This window comes from Collinsella aerofaciens, assembly GCF_040926185.1.
Classification (GTDB): Bacteria; Actinomycetota; Coriobacteriia; order Coriobacteriales; family Coriobacteriaceae; genus Collinsella; species Collinsella aerofaciens_BC.
In genome coordinates, this window is the sequence record NZ_JBCOIQ010000024.1 from 14,674 (window position 1) to 35,144 (window position 20,471).

Here is a 20,471-nt window from a genome sequence, read left to right on the forward strand (position 1 = left end):
TTTTGCAGCTAACTGTTACAGATCGAGATTTTCCATAGGACCATTTCTTCCTGTCTCGATCTGTGACACCTAGGTCCAATTTCCATCCCTAGTTGTTACAGATCAAGACATTTCGGCAACTCCTTTCCCCATCCTATTCAAATACAACAATTTTGTTAGTCTCGGTTAACCTTTAAGCCTAAAACGGGTACCCTTTACGGCGTCAAACAAACGGCACGCAGGAGTGCACCATGCTCAACCATCTCAAACAACACTTTGGTTCCCGGCGCACCGGTGGTCACGGAGGCCTAGACATTGCGCGGCATATCGGCCCCGGGTTGCTCGTCACCGTCGGCTTTATCGACCCGGGCAACTGGGCCTCCAATATGGCCGCGGGCTCGCAGTTTGGCTACGCGCTGCTGTGGATCGTCACGCTGTCCACGATCATGCTCATCGTGCTGCAGCACAACGCGGCGCACCTGGGCATCGCCACGGGCATGTGTCTTGCCGAGGCCACGACGCGCCACCTACCCCGCCTCGTCGGGCGTGCGATACTCGGCAGCGCGTATCTAGCCACGGTCGCCACCGCCATGGCCGAAGTCCTGGGCGGTGCGATCGCGCTTCAAATGCTCTTTGGCCTGCCCGTACGCGCCGGCTGCATCATCGTGGCGGCGGCATCGATTGCCATGCTCATGACAAGCTCCTACAAACGCGCCGAGCGATGGATCATCGCCTTCGTAGGCGTGGTAGGACTTTCGTTTTTAGCCGAGCTTGCACTAGTCAAGGTCGACTGGCCGCAAGCCGCCGCAAGCTGGATCACACCCTGTATGCCCACCGGCTCGGCCGCGATTATCGTAAGTGTCCTAGGCGCGGTCGTTATGCCCCACAACCTCTTCCTGCACTCCGAGGTCATCCAATCCATGCACTTTGAAGGCCAAGGCGAGCAGGTTATCGAAGAACGTCTGCGCTACGAGCTCTTCGACACGCTCTTTTCGATGGGCGTGGGCTGGGCAATCAACTCGGCCATGGTCATCCTGGCCGCAACGACCTTCTTTGCGCACGGCATGGTCGTAGACGACCTCGCCGTCGCAGCGGCCACGCTCTCCCCCATTCTGGGCCCGGCAAGCTCGACCATCTTTGCGGTGGCACTGCTGTTTGCGGGACTATCGAGTAGTGTGACGGCGGGCATGGCGGCGGGCACCATCACCGCGGGCATGTTCGACGAGGAATACGACATCCACGACCGACATTCCTCGATCGGGGTGGCGGCCTGCTTCGTCGGCGCAGTGGCGGCGTGCTTGGTCGTCCCGAATCCTTTTGAGGGTCTCATTTGGAGTCAGGCGCTGCTGTCGCTTCAGCTGCCAATTACGGTCTTTGTGCTCATACGACTCACCAGTTCGCCCCGCGTCATGGGCAAATACACCAACTCGCGCCCGCTCAACGCGCTGCTCGTAGGAATCGGCGTCATCGTGACGATTCTCGACATCGTGCTGCTAGCGGGGATGTAATTGGGATGGCGTAACTGTCCAGATATAACGTCTCAATCTGTAACACGTGAGACCGTTTTAAACCGTCAGATAAATCAAAAGGGTCCCGGCCGAGAATTCGACCGGGGCCCTTGGACAGAGCTATATGTTGTTGCAAGTCGTGTGTCTACGAGCTACTCCTCGACAAGCTCAAACTCATCGGGGCCGACGCCGCAGACCGGGCACACGTAGTCCTCGGGCAGCTCGGGCGTGTCGACCTCAACCTCGTAACCGCAAACGGTGCACACAAACTTATACGTCTTCTTTTCCTCAGCCATGATGTTCTCCTCTCGAACGTGACTGCTGGTGTACTTACTTATTAGTATATATTCTCAATAGTATAATGCAAGTATTTTTAGAACATTTCTAGCCTTGATACGACGAGGCTTTGGGCGGCGTCTTGCCCTTTAGCACCTTGTGATAGTAGTCGTACGTCAGCGGCGTCTCGTCGCTCAGGCGCTCGGCATCCTCGACCTCGCCAATAAACAGCAGATGCGTGCCCACATCCACAGTGTCGATCAAACGGCAGCTAAACAGGGCCGCCGCGTGCTCGGGCACATAGGGCATGCCCAGAGCCGTCTCGCGGGTCTCGTATTTGGCAAACTTGTCATAATCGCTGCTGGTGCGGAACCCAAAGTTACCGATGTAGAGCATGTCGGCCGTCTGATCGATCACGGTCAGCGCGAACGCTTTGGCCGATGCGATGACGCCCGAGGTGACATTGTCCTTGTTCACGGCAACCGAAATACGCGGCGGCATGGACGTCACCTGCACCGCAGTGTTGATGACGCAGCCGGCGCGCAGCCCGTCTGCCGCAGCGCTCACCACGTACAGACCGCTCGGCATGGTAAAGAACGCAGTTTTGTCCATAACGATCACTCCCCTAGCTCGGGTTGGAACCTCATGAATGTATGTACCCACAAAAAAGGCGGCACCCATAACGGACGCCGCCTTTGAGACATATGTGTCAGAACAGTAAGAAAGATGAGACGCCCGCAGTTGCGGTGAAATAGGGACTGAATAGCCCCTCAAACAGGCAAAACAGTCCGTATTCCACCGCAACTTATGCAGAGTGCCTAACGGTTGCGTTCCTTAAGGGCGCGGTCGATCTCGCGTTGGACATCACGCTTGGCCATGTCCTCACGCTTGTCGTAGAGCTTCTTGCCGCGACCCAGACCCAGCAGCAGTTTTACGCGGCCGTCGATATTAAAGTAGAGCTCCAACGGAACCAGCGCATAACCACGGTTGCGAAGTTTGCCGTCAAGAAAGTCGATCTCCTTGCGGTGCAGCAGCAGACGACGCCGACGGTCGGGATCGCGATTCCACACGCCACCATGGCTATAAGGGTGGATATGCAGTCCGACGAGCCAGCACTCGCCGCCACGAATCAGCGCAAAAGTGTCAGTGATCTGACAGGCGCGCTCGCGAATCGACTTGACCTCGGTGCCGCTCAGCTCAATACCGCACTCAAACGTCTCATCGATAAAGTACTCGTGATGTGCCGAGCGATTCTTGGAAATGAGTTTGCGCTCGCGCTTACTGGGCATCGCCGGCCTCCTTGGCTCCATCGGCGTTTGAGCCCGCAGTCTCGCGCTTTGCCTTGCGCTCGGCATTGAGCTCGGCATCGCTCTCGCGCACCAGTTTGATAATCGCCGCGCAGGCCTCCTCGCCCACCAAGTCGCGAGCACGTACCGTCAGGCGCGTCGCCTCCTGCTTGTCGCCGTCGCTTGCAGCATCGGTCGCGCACATAATCAGGCAGATGGCAATCTCGGCCGAAGGCGAGGTCGGCACGCCTTGCAGGGCCAGTTCACCCATCACGTGGTCGTCGCTCTCATCGGCGGCATCCGGATAGGTGGTATGGATCTTGTTGAGCAGGCGCGTCGTATGCGCATCGTTGGGCGCCAGGCGCAGCGCCAGACGCGCGCAGCCCACGGCAGCCGAAACGTTCTCGGTCTCGGGCTCCAAGAAGTACTGGCCTAGATTGGCGTAAGCGCGGGCGGCGCACTTGCCATCGCTTGCACGCTCCAGCACCGAGAACGAGAGCGATGCCCATTCCTGCTTGTCCTCGAGTGCGCGGAACAGCTCGGCCAAATCCAAGCGATAGTTGCAGTTCATGGGGTCCCAACGCACAGCCTGCATCAGGGCATTACGAGCGCTCACATAATCCTGCTGGCGAATGTAGGCAAACGCCATATCAGAGTACAGGCGGTCAAACGGCACCTCGACCTGCACGAGCTCGCGCGGATCCTTCTCCACGCGGCGATAGGCCAAGCGCTCAAACTTGCTATCGAAGCTAAAGTATTGACGCTTCTCCTCCGTCTTGCACTCAGCATCAATATACTCCTCGGCGAGCTCCACCAGACGCTCCAGCAGCGGCGTCGCCGTAGCCAGGTCGCCCTGCGCCAGATAGTTCTCGGCATACGTGATGTCTTGCAAGCTGATGGGCAGATCCATGGCTACTCCTCGATCTGAGCGAAACACGGCAGGCGCCGTATATACGGTCAATACACAAAACCCGGGTCTCTTACGAGGCCCGGGCGTTCAATTTTGGTAGCCCGTACCAGATTCGAACTGGTGATCTCCGCCTTGAGAGGGCGGCGTCCTAAACCGCTAGACGAACGGGCCATATGTAGCAAATGCAATGGCTGGGATGGAGGGAGTCGAACCCCCATTGACGGAACCAGAATCCGCTGTCCTGCCATTAGACGACATCCCAATGACTGCATCGCTGCGCTCGGCTGTGCCTTTGCGCAAGAAAGAAATATACGGGAAGTCTCGCCGTGACGCAAGCCCCAATTTTGACTTTTTTGAAATTCAGTCAAATTGGCCTAATTAAGTCCAACCCGTGAAGGACCTGTGAAGCCGACCGCTGTACACGAAGGGCAAAACGCCGCGAGCGGTAGCCGTCAACCGTTGGCAGATTCTACCGCGAAAACGATAGCACCAGGCAACACAATCGAAGTATCAATGATCACGTAGATATCGAGGCGCCATGGACGAAGAGCTTGATTACCTATGGGAGACCCTGGGCCTTGAGATCACTGCCGACCTTTGGCCCGAACGGGACAAAATCCATCCCACACTGCGCCCCGCCATTACTGTGGTGCAGGCAAAATACCGCCGTGCATCCTTTTTGATCATGCGGATGTCATGGCACGCGGGACTCCCCGACCTTAAGCGAATCCAGGCAAGCCTCGTCGAGTTGTCCGGCATGCCAACCGTCATATCCGAGGCGCACCTGGAGCAGCGCCAGCGCGAGCGACTGCAACAGCAGCGGATTCCCTTTATCTGCCCCGGCGTTCAGGCATATCTGCCCTTTATGGACGAGGAGTACTGGAGCGGCAAGCCCAACAAACACGTAAAGGTCTACGATCCGCACGAATGGGCACAGCTGGCGGACTGACTGGGGCAGGCCCGCCGGCGGAAAGTGCGTCCCAGATTTCAAGCTCAAACTGGTCCCCACTTTCCCGTCGAGCCCTCAACCGGAAACCGTGTCCCACAATCGAAGCTCAGAATGGGACGTGCTTTCCGCAACCGGCCACTTTGGGAAAGCGCATCCCATTCTGGAAGCGAATTCCGGGTCGCACTTTCCGCAGCCGCTACAGCAACGCCTCGGCCCAAGCCGCTTCCCTAAAGCCGGGAATCGCAAAGTCGTCGCCCACCAGCAGCGGACGCTTGACCAGCATGCCGTCGGTCGCCAGCAGCTCGTAGCACTCCCGATTCGTCATGCCCGCATCCAACCGCGCCTTCAGGCCCAGCTCTCGATATTTCATGCCCGACGAATTAAAGAAGCGCCGCACCGGCAGCCCCGAACGAGCAATCCAGGTCGCAAGCTCATCAGCCGCGGGATTGTCCAAAACGATATCGCGATCGATATATTCTACCCCATGTTCGTCCAGCCATGCCTTGGCCTTCTTACAGGTCGAGCACTTGGGATATTCAACAAACAATACCGCCATGGGATTTCCTTTCTTAGAGAAAACAGGTGTCTGGAAAACTGCACATCGACGACCACTCGCGATTGCAGCCGTTATTGTAGTCAATGTCGAAGCATAGGCAGTCGCGATGTCTCGTCTTAAGGCTAGCGCCTCGCATGGGCGCCGATCGGCCGAGTCACATGGCGCACCAACGCCGCTGCCAGCAATACCAACAGCATGGCGGTGACATAGCCCGCAGCATCGAATCCTAAATCGATAACGTCGAAATGCCTGCCGGGAACAAAGATCTTATGTACCTGATCGCCAACGGAGCAGGCGGCGCAAAAGAGCAATACGGGCACGCAACGGGAGCATACGCTCCACGGACGCCTGGAAAAGCAAACCACGACCACGGAGGCGAATAATCCGACGAAGAAAAACTCTACGGTATGGGCAACGCGACGGACGTTCGTGCCCACCCACATGCGAATGGAAGCAAGTCGGCCAGACCGGACATTCGAGGCAGCCGAATCGGTGCCCCCGGTCATTCCGTTCTCCGCCTGAGCTTCACCCGTGGCATCGACAGCCTGAACGCCCGTAGCCTGGCCCTCCACCACACGCGCGGTAGACTCGCTCAGCAACGACGTCTCCACCGCATTTTGCTCCGTCAGCACCCAGATGCCCGCCAGCGTTGCAACGAACAGAACAATTGCGGTCCATCCGATTATTTGTTTTACGCGCGCCAAGGGCCAACCTCCTTTTTTGAATATCAGCGAGTGTAGCCCCAAATGGCATCGTCACCGTATCAAAATTTGAATCGCAACAGGAAGCGACAAAGCGACGCAAACCCCTACCCCGCCTCGCGCATCCAGCGATCGAACGTCCCCACGCACACGCCCAGGCACTTTGCTGCCTGGCTGCGGGTAATATCGCCTGCCTCATAGCTATCGCGCACCAGCTCAAACTGAGGAGGGCACGGCTTGCGAGGTCGACCGAAACGAACCCCTCGCGCCCGCGCCGCTGCAATTCCCTCCGCCTGGCGCCGATGGATATTCTCGCGCTCCACCTGCGCCACGTAGCTCAGCAGTTGCAGCACAATATCGGCAATCAGGGTGTTGGTCACATCCGGCGCGCCGCTGGCCCTAGCGCGCGTGTCAAGCAATGGCATGTCCAACACCACAATGGCAACCCCGAGCTCCTTGGTAATGCGTCGCCATTCCTCAAGAATCTCGGAGTAATTACGACCAAGTCGGTCGATAGAAAGCACCACCAGCACGTCCCCGTCTCCCAGGACGTGCAACAGCTCGCGATAATGCGGTCGATCGAAGTCCTTGCCGCTCGCATGGTCGGCATAAATATTCGCTGAGCCCACGCCATAGGCGCCCAGCGCATCCAGCTGCCGATTCAGATTCTGATCGCGCGAACTCACCCGCGCATACCCGTACACCGTCGCCATCTCATCCCCGCTTTCTTGTAAACCTGCCAAAAGGGACAGGTTTATTTTGGTAGGTTTTACCTCTCAAATAGCAGGTAAGCGGGCGGCCGAGCAGACGACAAGGTAGTCACGATTCAAATGCGAAGGGCGGTCCCGAAAGACCGCCCTCCGCTCTCTCGCCACGAGTCGGGATTTAGCTAATGGATAAGCTTAAAGTCCAAGTGCCCACGCGTGGTATTGACGCGCGAGACCTCGATGATCACGCGCTGCCCCAGCTCGTAACGGGTGCCCGTGTCGGCACCCGTCAGCGTAAGCGCGTCCTCGTCGAACTCGAGCCACTCGTTGCCCAGGCTCTTAATTGAAACCAGGCCCTCGACCTGTGTTAGGTCCAAGCGCACAAAGAGGCCCATGCTGCTAACCCAAGAGATGGTTCCGGCATAGCGCTCGCCCAGACGATCCTCATAGTACTGAGCGATCTTGATCTTTTGCGTCGCATGGCTGGCAGCGTCGGCCGCGCGCTCGGCATCGCTGCAGGCACGACAAATCTGGGGCAGAATGCGCGGCAGCGACTCGCGCCCCTTACCGATCAGGCGCGGCGTGCGGACCAGGGCGTCCTTGCCGCCCAGCCGCTCGTATGCCAGCTGCAGCTTGAGCACGCGGTGCACCACCAGATCGGGGTAGCGACGGATGGGGCTCGTAAAGTGACAGTAGCACGGCGCGGCGAGCGCAAAGTGGCCCTCGTTGCGCGGCTTGTACAGCGCGCGCTGCATGCTGCGCAGAAGCAGCGTGTTAACGAGCGGTGCGTTGGCCGTACCGGCGGCAGCATCGACTGCAGCCTGCAGCTCATCGGGGCTCCCTAGGGCAATACCGGCAGCACGGCGATCGTCGATGATGCCTAGCTGCGCCAGCGCAACGGCGGCACCGTGCAGGCTATCGGGGCTCGGATCCTCATGCACGCGATAGCAGGCCTCGATATCACGGTCTGCCAGCCACTCTGCAACGCACTCGTTGGCGAGCAGCATGGCTTCCTCGATAAGCGACGTGGCGCACGAACGCTCACGCGCCACAATCTGCACGGGTACTCCGTCCTCATCCAACAGAGCACGAATCTCGGCCGTGTCAAAATCGACTGAGCCGCGGGCGCGACGGATACGACGGCGGAGTTCGGCGAGTTCGTTGGCGGCGACAAGGAAATCGCCGAGGTCGACGTTGTAGCCGCGGGCGGCCTCCTCGCACGCAAGACCGCGCTCAAGCGCTTCCTCGCGCGAGGTCTCGGCAGCCGCAACATCCTCGGCCGCACCCTCCAGCACCGAATACTCAACCGCGCCGGCACGCACCAGCAGCGCCTCGGCGCCGTCATAGTCCATACGCACACGCGAGCGAATCACGCTGGGGTACGGATCGTAATGCCGCACGCGACCCTGCGCATCGAGCTCGATATCGACAGTAAACGCAAGACGGTCCTCATCAGGGCGAAGCGAGCACAGGTCATTGGACAGGCGTTCGGGCAGCATGGGAAGCACGCGATCGGCCAGATACACCGATGTCGTACGATGGCGAGCCTCAAGATCGATATGCCCGTCCCAAGCCACATAGTGCGAGACGTCGGCGATATGCACACCCAGCTTGTAGCCACCCTCGGGCGTGCGCTCCAACGAAATGGCATCGTCAAAGTCGCGCGCGTCGACCGGGTCGATCGTGATGACAAAGCGGTCGCGCAGATCGCGGCGGAGCGGGTCCTTAAGCGCCGCGGACACATCGAGCGAAAGCCCCTCGGCCTCGTCTAGCGCGGCCTCGGGATAGCTATCGGTATAGCCGTAACGCGCCATCACATATTGAACGCCCAAATCGGGCGCGTCATCTCCGCCAATGCGGCGTTCGATCGTCACAGTGCCCGATTCCAGGCGCGTCGGGTAGGTCAAAATGCGCGCGACAACAGCATCACCCGGGTGGACGCCCAGACGATCCGCCGAGGTATCCTCGGGCAGAATGAAGAAGTCGGCCTTCAGGCGCGAATCGAGCGGCTCAATCACACCGAGCGGACCGGCGGTCTGGTACGTGCCCACCACGCTTATAGCTGCGCGCTCAACCACGCCCTCGATCACGGCGCGACGCTCGCCATGCGGGCTGTTCTTAATGCTCGCGGCAACGGTATCGCCGTCCATGATCTCACGCTTGCCGCGACCCATGACCTTGTAGTCGCCATTCTCGGTTATGACATAGGCACTGTGCTCATGGAGCTGCACGCGCCCGGTCAGGCTCGGACGGCGTTCGCTGCGCACCGGCCCGCGCTTATTGCGAGCTCCACGCTTATGCTTGTTATTGCGCCCCATGGCGCCTCCTAACTATCGATTGCGAACTCCAAAGAGTCTACCCAAATGATTCGCTTTCCTGCCGTCCCCTAGGGATCAAAAAACGGGCCGCCCCATAAGAGACGACCCGTTGGAAGGGATGAATTCCAGGCATGCCTACACGCGCAGGTAGCGACGCATGGCGATGGCAGAACCAAAGAGGCCGATAATCACGCCGACCAGAATCAGCGCAGCATAGGTCACCAGGTAGTACTGCATCGGCAGGGCAAACGACATCCAGCCGATGCTCTCCTGCAGACGCGGAATCATCAGATTGCGCAGCAGCTCCAGAACGCCGATGGAAAGCAGCGAGCCCAAAATGGCCTGCAGCACGCCCTCGGTGATAAACGGGCCACGAATGAAGCCGTTGCTGGCGCCGACCAGACGCATAATCGCAATCTCACGACGACGCGCCGTGATGGACAGGCGAATCGTGTTGTTGATGAAGATGAATGCAATAAAGGTCAGAAGGCCAACGAGCACCACGGCGGCGATGCGGATGTAGTTGGTCACCTGGAACAGGCGGCTCACTTCCTCCTGGCCGTACAGCACGCTCGCGTTGACGTCGCCGTCATCCGCGATCTTCTGGAAATCGGCATCCTTCTTGAGCTTCTTTGCCGTGCTCTCGACCTTGGACGGATCGTCCATCTCAATAGCGAAGGAAGCCGGCAGCGGGTTCTGGCCATCGAGCGCGCTCATGGTGGCGTCGGCGTTGCCCGACATCTTGCTCGTATACTCGGCCAGCGCGTCGTCCTTGTCCTTATAGGTCACGGACTTGACGTTATTCCACGTCTTAAGCTCGGCCTCAAAAGCCTGAACATCGGCCTGATCGGCGTCATCACTAATGAACGCGTTGATGACAACCTGATCCTCGACGGTGCCGATCACGGAGTTCAGCATCGCAGAGCCCATGATGAACAGGCCGATGATAAACAGCGAAAGGAAGATCGTGATGACGGCGCCGAGCGAGGTAGTCCAGTTACGGAAGAAGTGGCTGATTGCCTCTTTGAAGGAGTAGCCCACGTTAGTTGGTGCCATAGTTGCCGTAACCTCCCCTCTCCTGGTCGCGGATAACGTGGCCGCCCTCGAGGGCGATCACGCGACGGTGCATGCTATCGACCATCTCGCGGTCGTGCGTGGCGACGATCACGGTGGTGCCGGTGCGGTTAATACGCTCGAGCAGCTTCATGATGCCCAGCGAGATCGCCGGGTCGAGGTTACCCGTGGGCTCGTCGCAGATCAGCAGCGGCGGACGGTTGACCATAGCGCGGGCGACGGCAACGCGCTGCTGCTCGCCACCGGAAAGCTGGTCGGGCAGCGAGTCCATCTGATCGGCCAGGCCGACCAGACGCAGCACCTCGGGCACCTGGCTGCGAATGACGCCCTTGGGCTTGCCGATGCACTGCAGGGCAAACGCCACGTTTTCGTAGGCGGTCTTCTGCGGCAGAAGCTTAAAGTCCTGGAACACGGCGCCAATCTGGCGGCGCAGGAACGGAACCTTGCGGTTCTTGATCTTCATGAGGTCCTGACCGGCAACCAGGATGCGGCCGCTCGTCGGCTTGACGTCGCGGTTGAGCGTCGACAGCAGCGTGGTCTTACCCGAGCCGGAGTGACCGACCAGGAAGACGAACTCGCCCGGATAGATCTCGATGTTGATGTCGTCGAGTGCAGGCTTGTTGGGCTGTGCCGGATAGATCTTGGTGACATGCTCCATAAGGATGACGGGCTCGACACCGGCCTGCTTGGCCATCTTCTTGCGGCTGGCCTGCGGATCGATGGGCGCAAACACCGACGTAAAATCGGGGTTGTTGAGCGCGTTATCGAGGCTTGCGACCTCGGCTGCCTGATCGCTCTCGACCACCGGGGCAGCAGGCTGCGTGGGGTCGGGAATAGCGGCAAAGAGACCGGACTGCGCAGGCCGAGGAGCCGGCGTCGCAGGGGCCAAGGGGTCGGGAATGCCGGCCATGGTAGGCTGCGGCGTGGCGGCACCAGCCTGAGGCTGCTCCACGCGAGCGGTCACGGCCTGAACGGGCTCAAAACCCGCCGTGCCGGAAAGCGCGACATCGCTGGTTGGATTGTAGGCAAAGGGATCGGATGCCGGCTGTGCCTGATCTGCCGGCTGAGCGGGGGCCTGAGCAACAGGCTGGCCCTCTGAATCCGGAGTGGCGAAACGACTGCCCTGGACGCCTGCCTGCGTCTTGGGGGCATCATCGCCCGCACCGGAGGTACGGAAGTGGTTACCCACTGGTGCTCCTTATCGTCGTGCGTTTAAACTACATGAGCGCTTTGTATTTTAGCAGCATTAGCTTTGCTGCACATAAGAAGCATGGCGTGGTTAGGGATCCCGTCGGCCGGACACAGGGTTACTCTCCAAATCGTCCTCGGACATGTCGGAGCCCCCGCTGCGCGCTTCGCGCGGCGGGGGCTCCTCCGTCCTGCGGAAAGATTTGGAGAGTAACCCTGTGCCCGGCCTGCGATAACTAAGGGGTCGCCGCGTTTATCTTGAGGTGCTGCATATACAAAGCTGGAAGGGTCTGAATTGCGCTTTGTCGATATATGCCCTTTTTCCTGATGGGACCGTGCTTGAGGGGCGTCTTCATAAGTTGCGGTGAAATAGGGACTGTTTTACCAGTTAAAAGGTCTAATCAGTCCTTATTTCACCGCAACTGAAACAGGGGCGCTCTCCAAGAGAGCGCCCCTGCCGGGTTTCCATAGTTCTGGCGAAGCAGTCCTTGAGATCCGCCTTGCCTTATGCCAAGAACTCCTTGGTGGTCGCCACGATGTTGGCGGCGTCCAGGCCATACTTGTGCAAGAGCTCGGCACCCGGGCCGGACTCGCCAAAGGTGTCGTTGACGCCGATCTTCTTGAGGGGCGTCGGGCACTGCTCGCACAGGACGTCGGCAACGGCGCTGCCCAGGCCACCGATTACAGAATGCTCCTCGACGGTCACGACGTGGCCGGTCTTGGTGGCGCTCTTGACGATCAGGTCGGCATCGATGGGCTTGATGGTGTGCATGTTGATGACCTCGGCGTCGATGCCCTCGGCAGCGAGCTGCTCGGCGGCCTCGAGAGCCTCGCCGACCATCAGGCCGCAGGCGATGATGGTGACGTCGGCGCCCTCGCGCATGACAATGCCCTTACCCAACTCGAAGTTGTAGGTCTCGGGGTCGTTGATAACCGGCGAGGCCAAACGAGCGAAGCGCATGTACACCGGACCGTCGCACTCGTAGGCGGCGCGCGTTACGGCGCGGGCCTCGACGTCGTCGGCAGGAACGATCACAGTCATGCCGGGGATGACGCGCATGAGGGCAATATCCTCGCAGCACTGGTGCGTGGCGCCATCCTCGCCCACCGAGATACCGGCATGCGTGGCACCGATCTTAACGTTGAGATGCGGGTAGCCGATGGAGTTACGGACCTGCTCAAAGGCGCGGCCGGCGGCAAACATGGCAAAGGTGCTCGCGAAGGCAACGCGGCCGGTGGTCGCGATACCGGCGGCGACGCCCATCAGGTTGCTCTCGGCAATGCCCACATCGAAGAAACGATCGGGGCAGGCGGCCTTGAACTTGCCGGTCTGCGTGGCGGCGGCCAGGTCGGCGTCGAGGACCACAAAGTCATCGTGCTCGTTGGCGAGCTCGACGAGGGCCTCGCCGTAGCTTACGCGCGTGGCGATTTTTTTGACGTCTGCCATCCTAGAGCTCCTCTCCGGCGGCCGTGAGCTCTGCCATGGCCTGCTCAAACTGTTCATCGTTGGGGGCCTTGCCGTGCCAACCAACCTGGTTCTCCATAAAGGAAACGCCCTTGCCCTTCATGGTCTCGGCGATGATGGCGGTCGGCTGACCCTTGGTGGCGCGGGCCTCGGCAAAGGCGGCGCGGATCTGATCGAAATCGTTGCCGTCGGCAAGCTCCACCACGTGGAACTTAAAGGCGCGGAACTTGTCGGCGAGCGGCATGGGGTCGTTGACCTCCTCGACGGGGCCGTCGATCTGCAGGCCGTTGTGGTCGACGATCACGCAGAGGTTATCGAGCTGCTGGTTGCCTGCAAACATGGCGGCCTCCCAGACCTGGCCCTCCTCGCTCTCGCCATCGCCCAGCAGGGCGTACGTGCGGTAAGTATCGCCCCAGTGCTTGGCGGCAACGGCCATACCCACGGCGGCGGAGATACCCTGGCCGAGCGAGCCGGTGGACATATCGACGCCCGGGGTGTCGTTCATGTTGGGATGACCTTGCAGGTGGCTGCCGATATGGCGCAGCGTCTCGAGATCCTCCTTGGGGAAGAACCCACGCTCGGCGAGCACGGCGTACAGGCCCGGAGCGCAATGGCCCTTGGAGAGCACAAAACGGTCGCGATCGGCCTTGCGGGGATCGGCCGGGTCGACGTTCATTTCCTCAAAGTACAGATAGGTCATGATGTCGGCAGCGCCGAGCGAACCGCCCGGATGGCCGGACTTGGCAGCGTGCACGCCGGTGACGATGCCCTTCCTTACCTCGTTGGCAACCTTTTTGAGCTCTTCGTCGCTCATTGTGCCTTCCTTTCATCCTCATTAGACAAAATGCGCACGGCACGGAAAGGTAATCCCAACACAGCCGCAATGCACGTACGTCATTCATTATGCTGGAAACTGATGGCTTTACCAGAGTTTTTATCATTATTTGAACAATTTAGCAGGCAGAACCGCTGATGAAACGGTTTATCAATGTGAACGTCTTTTGGATGGAACGCGATCGACCCTACGCGCTAATGTCCTTGAATCCCTCGCCGAAGGCTTCCGTAACGTCGGCAACCGTCACGATGGCATGAGGATCGCGCTCGCGCACGATCGTCTTGAGGGTATTGAGCTCTCGACGGCTCACGATGACCATAATCACTGGCTTCTCGGCACCCGAATACATGCCAGTCGCCTTAAACTTGGTACAACCACGACCCAGGCCATACATGATATCGGCAGCGACATCAGGGAACTTGTCCGAGATGATGAGTACCATACGGCGTTTGTTGCCACCATCGACCACGGCATCGATCACGTAGCCGCTAATGACCATCGAAAGGCCTGCATACAGTGCGTTTTCGATTGAAAAGACCGGAGCCGATAGCGCGCATACGGCAACATCGATCGCCATGACGGTCGAGCCCACCGGCAGCGAGGTGTTACGCGAGATGATTTGGCCAATCGTGTCCGAGCCGCCGGTGTTGGCGCCGGCGCGCAACACCATGCCGTAACCGATGCCCGTAATAATGCCGCCCCACATGGCAGGGAGCATCAGGTCCGCATCCGCCAGAGGTGCTACAAACGGGGCGAACAGATCGGTAAAGAAGCCCAGCAGCACAAAGCCCGTCGCGGTCTGCACCACGTAGAACATGCCGCCCTCGCGCATAACGACCAACAACAGCAAGGCGTTCATCACGATCGTCTGAATACCAACGGGAAGCGATAGGCCGCGCGCCGCGCCGACCGCCTGGATAATGGTGGCAAGGCCCGTAACGCCACCGGCGGCAAGACCGTTGGGAATCAAAAACAAGTCGGTCGCGATGGCGGCCAAGGCACACCCCAACATGATCTGGGGCAGGTCGTGAAAGAAGTTCATCGAAAGAATGCGCTTGATGTCCAGACGATATGCCATGCTGCCTCCCTCAAAAAAGCGCACGCAAACGGATGCGCTTTGAACTTCTTCTTGTATTCGATTCTACCGATTCGCCGGACAAAAACCACCCCTGCGCAGGGTTTGCTCTGGATACAAAACCACCCTGCTGGGAGGGTTTTAATCCATCTCCACATAAACCGGGCGGTTTATGCAGACGGGGTCTCCGCGTCGGCGTTGCCGGTGGCCCAGCGATGGTAGCCAATAACAAACGGGTCCAGGTCGCCATCGTCAAGAACGGCCTCGACATTGCTGGTCTCCACGCCCGTGCGTAGGTCCTTGACCATCTGGTACGGGTAGAGCACGTAGCTGCGAATCTGGTTGCCAAAACCAATCGTGGTCTTGGGTCCGCGGATCTCATCCAGGGCCTCGGCGCGCTTCTCGAGCTCAATCTCGTACAGGCGGGCCTTGAGGATCTGCATGCACGCAGCCTTGTTCTGAATCTGGCTGCGCTCGTTTTGACAGGTAACCACAATGCCGCTGGGGAAATGCGTCACGCGCACGGCGGAGTCGGTGGTGTTGACGCCCTGACCGCCCGGGCCGCTCGCGTGGTACACGTCCACGCGGATGTCATCGGGGCTGATCTCGATGTCGATATCATCGGGTAGCACGGGGATGACCTCGACGCCGGCAAACGTGGTCTGGCGGCGCTTCTTGTCGTCGGTGGGGCTAATGCGAACCAAGCGGTGGACACCGGCCTCGGCGCGCAGCATGCCAAATGCGTCCTTGCCCTCGACGGTAAAGGTCGCGCGGTCGATGCCGATGACCTCGGCCGCGGGACAGTCGTTGATGGTGACCTTCCAGCCGCGACGCTGGCAGTACTTCATGTACATCTTAAAGAGCATGAAGGTCCAGTCCTGGGCCTCCAGACCACCCTGTCCGGGCTTGATGGTCACAATAGCATCGCCGTGATCGAACTCACCGGTAAACCAGCTCGAAAGCTCAAGCTCGTCGATAGCGCGGGCCAGGCGTTCTGCCGTAGCGGCAGCCTCCTCGCGCAATGCGGCGGCGTCGGGGTCATCCCCCATCTCTTCGGCAAGCTCCAGCGCGGCGCGGGCATCGGAAAGCTCGCCGCGCGCGGTGTCCACGGCAGCGATATCTTCCTTGGTGCGAGCAATCTCCTCCATGGTGGCACGGGCGGCGTCGGCGTCATCCCAAAAGCCAGGGGCAACACTTTTGGCCTCGAGCTCGGTCACGCGGGTACGCTTCTCGTCCAAGTGGAGATACGACTCGACCTCGCCGAGCCGGTCCGCAAACGCGTCCAGCTCGGCGGGCGTTACCTCTAAAGCCTCAGCCATTAACGATTCCTGCCGTGGCAGTACTTAAACTTCTTGCCGCTACCGCAGGGGCACGGGTCGTTGCGGCCCACGTTGACGTACGGATCGTCGCTCTCGGACTTGCGATAGGTGGTCACCTTGCCACCGTTGTTGACGGCAGCCGGACCACCCTGGACAGCCGTGCGGGCCTGCACCTGCGCCTGCTTGCGCAGCACCGAGTCGCCGTTGTCACCATCGACCTCGGCAGGACCGGAGAAGTGCGCGCCCTCGAGCGCGGGCTTCTCCTTGTGCTCCACGGCACGCGGGGCAGCCTTGATCTCGATGCGCAGAACCGTGCGCAGGTAATCCTCATACATGGTATCGACGAGTATCTGGAACGCGCCGTAGGCCTCGGTCTTGTACTCAACCAGCGGGTCGCGCTGGCCAAAGCCGCGCAGGCCGATGCCGGTCTTGAGGTAGTCCATCTCCTGCAGGTAGTTCATCCAGCGGGTATCGATGACGCGCAGCATGACCTGGGTATTGAGCTCGCGCATCAGGTCCTCGCCCAAGCGCTCGGCCTTCATGTTGTAGCACTTCTCTACGTAAGCCAGGACATCGGCAGCAAGGGCTTCAAAGTCCTCGTCGGGGAACTGAGGGGTATCGATATGCCCGGTCAGCTCGACGACCCACTTACGCAGACCCTCAAGGTCGCGCTCGCCATCGTGACTGTCCTTGGTGCAGAACTCCTGCACGCAGCGGTACACGGTGTCGTGCATGACCTCGGTGATGTGGTCGGTCAGGTCCTTGCCGTCCAGAATCTTATTGCGCTCGGCGTAGATGACCTGGCGCTGCTTGTTCATGACGTCGTCGTACTCAAGGACGCTCTTACGCATGGAGAAGTTGATGCTCTCGACCTTGTGCTGGGCGCTCTCGACGGCCTTGGAGATGATCTTGTGCTGGATGGGCATGTCGTCGCCCATGTCGGCCGTGACCATCATCTTGGAGACGCGGTCCATCTTGTCGCCGCCGAACAAGCGCATGAGGTCGTCCTCGAGCGACAGGTAGAACTGGGTCTCGCCCGGATCGCCTTGACGGCCGGAGCGGCCGCGCAGCTGGTTGTCGATACGACGGGACTCGTGGCGCTCGGTGCCGATAACGGTCAGGCCGCCGGCGGCAAGCACGCGCTCACGCTCGGCCTTGCAGGTCTCCTTGGCCTCGGCGTTAAACTGCTCGAGCTGCTCGGGCGTCACGTCCTCCATGGTCAGGCCCTCGTACTCCAGGCGCTCGCGCACCAGCTCGTCGGGGTTGCCGCCCAGCAAGATGTCGGTACCACGACCGGCCATGTTGGTGGCGATGGTCACGGCGCCGTAGCGTCCGGCCTGGGCAACGATGTGGGCCTCGCGTTCATGGTGTTTGGCGTTGAGGACCTCGTGTGCGATGCCGCGCTTGGTAAGGGCGGCGGACAGCTTCTCGGAGCTCTCGATGGATACGGTGCCCACCAGGACCGGCTGGCCCTTGGCATGACGCTGCTCGACATCGTCGGCGACGGCATTGTACTTGGCCTGGATGGTGCGGTACACCAGGTCCTCGTGGTCCACGCGCTGCACAGGCTTGTTGGAGGGGATGACCTCGACGGGCAGCTTGTAGATCTCGCGGAACTCGGCATCCTCGGTAAGTGCCGTGCCGGTCATGCCGGAGAGCTTGTCATACAGACGGAAGTAGTTCTGCAGGGTGATGGTGGCCAGGGTCTGGTTCTCCTCGCGTACGAGCACGCCCTCTTTGGCCTCGATGGCCTGGTGCAGGCCCTCAGAATAGCGGCGACCTTCCATAATGCGGCCGGTGAACTCGTCGACGATCTTGACCTCGCCGTTGGTGACCACATACTGCTTGTCGCGGTGGAACATGTACTGGGCCTTCAGCGCCTGTTGCAGGTGGTTGACCAGCTGACCCGAAAGGTCGGCGTAGATGTCATCGATACCCAGGCGGCGCTCGATTTTCTTAAGGCCGCGCTCGGTGGCGGCAATGGCGTGCTTGGCCTCGTCCATGACGTAGTCGCCCGTGGGTTCAACGTCCTCGGTGGCGGTGAGCATGTCGTGCGACACGTCCTCGCCGCGCTCAAGGCCACGCACGGCACGCGCGAAGTCCTTGTAGGTACTGGCGGACTTGGTGCCAGCGCCCGAGATGATCAGCGGGGTGCGGGCCTCATCGATCAGGATGGAGTCAACCTCGTCGACGATGGCGTAGTTGTGGCCGCGCTGCACGCGCTGCTCGGGACGGGTAACCATGTTGTCGCGCAGGTAATCAAAGCCGAACTCGGAGTTGGTGCCGTAGGTGACGTCTGCCTGGTAGGCCGGGCGCTTGAGCTCGAGCGGCATGTTGTTCTGGAGCAGACCGACGGTCATACCCAGGTACTTATAGATGCGGCCCATCCACTCGGAGTCACGCTTGGCAAGGTAATCATTGACAGTAACGACGTGCACGCCCTTGCCAGCAATAGCGTTGAGATAGCCGGCCAACGTGGAGACGAGGGTCTTACCTTCGCCAGTCTTCATCTCGGCGATGTGGCCCTCGTGCAGTGCCATGGCGCCAATGAGCTGCACGTCAAAGTGGCGCATACCCATGGTGCGCTTGGAAGCCTCACGCACGGTGGCAAAGGCCTCGGGGAGCATGTCGTCGAGCGACTCGCCGTTGGCGTAACGCTCGCGGAACTTATCGGTCTGGCCGCGGAGCTCCTCCTCGGTCATCTTCTCAAACTGGGGCTCAAGACCGTTGATCTGGTCGACGATCTTGTAGTAGCGCTTAAGGTCCTTATCGGATCCAAAGGACAGCAGCTTTGACATGAATCCCATGTGGTTTTCCTTTTTGGCCATCGCCCACGCCGTGCAGCTGCGGGCGAGTTAAACACAGATGATTGTACTTTAGCCAAACAAGGCGCGGCCTATACGGTCGACCTCGACCGCCACGTAATAACTACGACCAACCTGCCACAATGGGACAGGTTAATTTTGGCAGGTTTTATCTGGGCAAACGCTGCCTCTCTGCCATTTGGTGCAATGGGGACAGGTTGGTTTGCACCAATAAAATGAAAAGGGCCGCGCACCCAAACGGATGCGCGGCCCTCATGCCATGAATGCGAGTGTTTCCGCGGCGAGCTATTTACTCAGCAGCCTCGGTGGTCTCGGCCTCGGCAGCGGCCTCCTCGACGGGAGCCTCTGCGGGAGCCTCGGCGGCCTGCTTGGCAGCCTCCTCGGCAAACTTAGCAGCACGCTTGGCCTTCTCGGCAGCCTTAGCCTCAGCGGCGGCCTTGCGAGCGGCCTCGGCCTCAGCAGCCTTGGCGGCCTTGGCAGCCTTGGCCTCCTCGGCCTTCTTGAGCTGGGCGGCAGCGGCGCCACCGAACTTGTCGGCGAAGCGCTGGACGCGTCCACCGGTGTCGACGAACTTCTGCTGGCCGGTGTAGAACGGGTGGCACTCGTTGCAAAGCTCGACCTTCATCTCGGACACGGTAGCGTGCGTCTTGAAGGTGTTGCCGCAGGAGCACGTCACCGTGCACTCGACATACTGGGGATGGATACCCTGCTTCATGGTAGGACTCCTTATTGGTCAGGCGCTGGTTACCGATCAGCGCATAAGGCGTCTTGGTTTCCGACCAAGACAACAAACTTGGCTATGGTACCACGGCGCCGCGTGTCCCACAAAAGGTTCACGGTCTTTTCGGAACGACACGAATCTGACCCACCGAAACACATCTCCACCGTTCCTTCAACTGGGAAAATGCCGTCCCCGGGGCCTGAGAAGGGCCCCGGGGACGTTCGACTGACTGCGGGAACGGCCTTTCCGCTCAATGTGTTCGGCTGAGATCGGAAATCAACCAAACTGAACTAGGTTCAGTTGACATGGTTAAAAACGAGGGGCGACGCTTTTGCGTCACCCCTCGTCCCGGCCGGTTGCTTTAGTTGTACACACGGTAGTTACACTTGAACTGGGTTATGTGTCCATAGTTGGAGCGGTACCAACCCGACGTATAGCTGATTGCCTCTGCGCCTAGATAGTCGTAGCCCTTGTTGTAGCGAAGCTGACGGTAGGTCGTGTCGTACTCTGCTACGTAAAACGTGTCTCCAGAGAAGGCTTTGTACCGGTCCTTAACCGTCGAAGCCATGTACGCGGGCTCGACATCGCCTTTCTCCCCGTTGAGCGCATAGACGGGTGCCGCGATTCCGCATAAAGCCGTTGCCACGAGGATGGCGTAGACAGCCATGCGCGACGCATTGGACTTCAGCTGTTCAAATAGTTTCATGTCATTCACCTCCCTCGTATGTATCGAGGTATTCCTGCTTGAGCGTCTGCGAGGACGACTCGATCTTTTCCAC

General features: G+C 59.9%; 19 protein-coding genes and 2 tRNA genes. 2 read left to right on the plus strand and 19 right to left on the minus strand.

From position 1 onward, the window contains the following. The first annotated feature begins 230 nt into the window (after positions 1 to 230). Entirely contained in the window at positions 231 to 1,487 is a 1,257-nt protein-coding gene (locus tag AB5750_RS08695) for an Nramp family divalent metal transporter (protein ID WP_368146067.1), read from the plus strand. A gap of 152 nt (positions 1,488 to 1,639) precedes the next feature. Here the strand turns inward: AB5750_RS08695 and AB5750_RS08700 are convergent, their stop codons facing one another. The 6 genes from AB5750_RS08700 to AB5750_RS08725 form a co-directional block, all read right to left on the minus strand. Continuing rightward, entirely contained in the window at positions 1,640 to 1,783 is a 144-nt protein-coding gene (locus tag AB5750_RS08700) for a rubredoxin-like domain-containing protein (protein ID WP_006235327.1), read from the minus strand. Between the two features lie 88 nt (positions 1,784 to 1,871). Further along, positions 1,872 to 2,375 (minus strand): flavin reductase family protein, encoded by a 504-nt coding sequence (locus AB5750_RS08705; protein ID WP_117746556.1) that lies wholly within the window; start codon positions 2,373 to 2,375, stop codon positions 1,872 to 1,874. 206 nt (positions 2,376 to 2,581) lie between these two features. After that, positions 2,582 to 3,052: an SsrA-binding protein SmpB gene (smpB, locus tag AB5750_RS08710; protein ID WP_035137396.1), complete on the minus strand. Its 471-nt coding sequence runs from the start codon at positions 3,050 to 3,052 to the stop codon at positions 2,582 to 2,584. Then, positions 3,042 to 3,959 carry a tetratricopeptide repeat protein gene (locus AB5750_RS08715; protein WP_035137397.1) on the minus strand — a complete coding sequence of 306 codons (918 nt, stop codon included), beginning with the start codon at positions 3,957 to 3,959 and terminating at the stop codon, positions 3,042 to 3,044. The genes smpB and AB5750_RS08715 overlap by 11 nt, the downstream gene beginning before the upstream one ends. 94 nt (positions 3,960 to 4,053) lie before the next feature. After that, positions 4,054 to 4,130: transfer RNA gene (locus tag AB5750_RS08720), tRNA-Glu, on the minus strand. A 17-nt stretch (positions 4,131 to 4,147) separates the two neighbouring features. Next, positions 4,148 to 4,221 (minus strand) — tRNA-Gln (locus AB5750_RS08725). 276 nt (positions 4,222 to 4,497) lie between these two features. On the opposite strand from AB5750_RS08725, the gene AB5750_RS08730 reads away from it, so the two are divergent. After that, positions 4,498 to 4,908, plus strand: coding sequence for a hypothetical protein (locus tag AB5750_RS08730; protein ID WP_006235322.1), 411 nt, complete (start codon positions 4,498 to 4,500; stop codon positions 4,906 to 4,908). A gap of 196 nt (positions 4,909 to 5,104) precedes the next feature. Here the strand turns inward: AB5750_RS08730 and AB5750_RS08735 are convergent, their stop codons facing one another. The 13 genes from AB5750_RS08735 to AB5750_RS08795 all read right to left on the minus strand — a co-directional run bounded on the left by AB5750_RS08735 (position 5,105) and on the right by AB5750_RS08795 (position 20,398). After that, the gene (locus tag AB5750_RS08735) at positions 5,105 to 5,464 is read right to left on the minus strand and encodes an arsenate reductase family protein (protein WP_368146065.1); all 360 of its coding nucleotides are present in this window, start codon (positions 5,462 to 5,464) and stop codon (positions 5,105 to 5,107) included. Positions 5,465 to 5,586: 122 nt separating this feature from the next. Then, the gene (locus tag AB5750_RS08740) at positions 5,587 to 6,168 is read right to left on the minus strand and encodes a VanZ family protein (RefSeq protein WP_368146064.1); all 582 of its coding nucleotides are present in this window, start codon (positions 6,166 to 6,168) and stop codon (positions 5,587 to 5,589) included. A 104-nt stretch (positions 6,169 to 6,272) separates the two neighbouring features. Continuing rightward, positions 6,273 to 6,878, minus strand: coding sequence for a recombinase family protein (locus AB5750_RS08745; protein WP_138340470.1), 606 nt, complete (start codon positions 6,876 to 6,878; stop codon positions 6,273 to 6,275). A 176-nt stretch (positions 6,879 to 7,054) separates the two neighbouring features. Further along, positions 7,055 to 9,190 (minus strand): ribonuclease R family protein, encoded by a 2,136-nt coding sequence (locus AB5750_RS08750; RefSeq protein ID WP_368146062.1) that lies wholly within the window; start codon positions 9,188 to 9,190, stop codon positions 7,055 to 7,057. 135 nt (positions 9,191 to 9,325) lie between these two features. Further along, positions 9,326 to 10,246, minus strand: coding sequence for a permease-like cell division protein FtsX (gene ftsX / locus AB5750_RS08755; RefSeq protein ID WP_117769462.1), 921 nt, complete (start codon positions 10,244 to 10,246; stop codon positions 9,326 to 9,328). Then, positions 10,233 to 11,453: a cell division ATP-binding protein FtsE gene (gene ftsE, locus AB5750_RS08760; RefSeq protein ID WP_368146061.1), complete on the minus strand. Its 1,221-nt coding sequence runs from the start codon at positions 11,451 to 11,453 to the stop codon at positions 10,233 to 10,235. Before ftsE ends, ftsX begins: the two co-directional genes overlap by 14 nt. 504 nt (positions 11,454 to 11,957) lie before the next feature. Beyond that, positions 11,958 to 12,899: a transketolase family protein gene (locus AB5750_RS08765; protein WP_117769460.1), complete on the minus strand. Its 942-nt coding sequence runs from the start codon at positions 12,897 to 12,899 to the stop codon at positions 11,958 to 11,960. A gap of 1 nt (position 12,900) precedes the next feature. Then, a complete protein-coding gene (locus AB5750_RS08770) occupies positions 12,901 to 13,731 on the minus strand; it encodes a transketolase (RefSeq protein WP_006235308.1) in 831 nt (276 codons plus the stop codon). A 208-nt stretch (positions 13,732 to 13,939) separates the two neighbouring features. Next, positions 13,940 to 14,830: a YitT family protein gene (locus tag AB5750_RS08775; protein ID WP_368146060.1), complete on the minus strand. Its 891-nt coding sequence runs from the start codon at positions 14,828 to 14,830 to the stop codon at positions 13,940 to 13,942. 167 nt (positions 14,831 to 14,997) lie between these two features. Then, positions 14,998 to 16,146 (minus strand): peptide chain release factor 2, encoded by a 1,149-nt coding sequence (gene prfB, locus AB5750_RS08780; protein WP_225093805.1) that lies wholly within the window; start codon positions 16,144 to 16,146, stop codon positions 14,998 to 15,000. Next, positions 16,146 to 18,953: a preprotein translocase subunit SecA gene (gene secA / locus AB5750_RS08785; protein WP_368146059.1), complete on the minus strand. Its 2,808-nt coding sequence runs from the start codon at positions 18,951 to 18,953 to the stop codon at positions 16,146 to 16,148. The genes prfB and secA overlap by 1 nt, the downstream gene beginning before the upstream one ends. Before the next feature lie 307 nt (positions 18,954 to 19,260). Further along, entirely contained in the window at positions 19,261 to 19,686 is a 426-nt protein-coding gene (rpmE, locus tag AB5750_RS08790; RefSeq protein WP_006235303.1) for a 50S ribosomal protein L31, read from the minus strand. A gap of 367 nt (positions 19,687 to 20,053) precedes the next feature. Further along, positions 20,054 to 20,398 (minus strand): hypothetical protein, encoded by a 345-nt coding sequence (locus tag AB5750_RS08795; RefSeq protein WP_006235302.1) that lies wholly within the window; start codon positions 20,396 to 20,398, stop codon positions 20,054 to 20,056. Between the last annotated feature and the right edge of the window lie 73 nt (positions 20,399 to 20,471).

Coding starts and splice junctions, on each gene's coding strand:
- AB5750_RS08705 (WP_117746556.1), bottom strand. CDS start 2,375: ATGGACAAAACTGCGTTCTTTACCATGCCGAGCGGTCTGTACGTGGTG.
- AB5750_RS08775 (WP_368146060.1), bottom strand. CDS start 14,830: ATGGCATATCGTCTGGACATCAAGCGCATTCTTTCGATGAACTTCTTT.
- AB5750_RS08715 (WP_035137397.1), bottom strand. CDS start 3,959: ATGGATCTGCCCATCAGCTTGCAAGACATCACGTATGCCGAGAACTAT.
- AB5750_RS08735 (WP_368146065.1), bottom strand. CDS start 5,464: ATGGCGGTATTGTTTGTTGAATATCCCAAGTGCTCGACCTGTAAGAAG.
- AB5750_RS08750 (WP_368146062.1), bottom strand. CDS start 9,190: ATGGGGCGCAATAACAAGCATAAGCGTGGAGCTCGCAATAAGCGCGGG.
- AB5750_RS08745 (WP_138340470.1), bottom strand. CDS start 6,878: ATGGCGACGGTGTACGGGTATGCGCGGGTGAGTTCGCGCGATCAGAAT.
- secA (WP_368146059.1), bottom strand. CDS start 18,953: ATGGGATTCATGTCAAAGCTGCTGTCCTTTGGATCCGATAAGGACCTT.
- rpmE (WP_006235303.1), bottom strand. CDS start 19,686: ATGAAGCAGGGTATCCATCCCCAGTATGTCGAGTGCACGGTGACGTGC.
- AB5750_RS08695 (WP_368146067.1), top strand. CDS start 231: ATGCTCAACCATCTCAAACAACACTTTGGTTCCCGGCGCACCGGTGGT.
- prfB (WP_225093805.1), bottom strand. CDS start 16,146: ATGGCTGAGGCTTTAGAGGTAACGCCCGCCGAGCTGGACGCGTTTGCG.
- AB5750_RS08700 (WP_006235327.1), bottom strand. CDS start 1,783: ATGGCTGAGGAAAAGAAGACGTATAAGTTTGTGTGCACCGTTTGCGGT.
- AB5750_RS08795 (WP_006235302.1), bottom strand. CDS start 20,398: ATGAAACTATTTGAACAGCTGAAGTCCAATGCGTCGCGCATGGCTGTC.
- smpB (WP_035137396.1), bottom strand. CDS start 3,052: ATGCCCAGTAAGCGCGAGCGCAAACTCATTTCCAAGAATCGCTCGGCA.
- ftsX (WP_117769462.1), bottom strand. CDS start 10,246: ATGGCACCAACTAACGTGGGCTACTCCTTCAAAGAGGCAATCAGCCAC.
- AB5750_RS08765 (WP_117769460.1), bottom strand. CDS start 12,899: ATGGCAGACGTCAAAAAAATCGCCACGCGCGTAAGCTACGGCGAGGCC.
- AB5750_RS08770 (WP_006235308.1), bottom strand. CDS start 13,731: ATGAGCGACGAAGAGCTCAAAAAGGTTGCCAACGAGGTAAGGAAGGGC.
- AB5750_RS08730 (WP_006235322.1), top strand. CDS start 4,498: ATGGACGAAGAGCTTGATTACCTATGGGAGACCCTGGGCCTTGAGATC.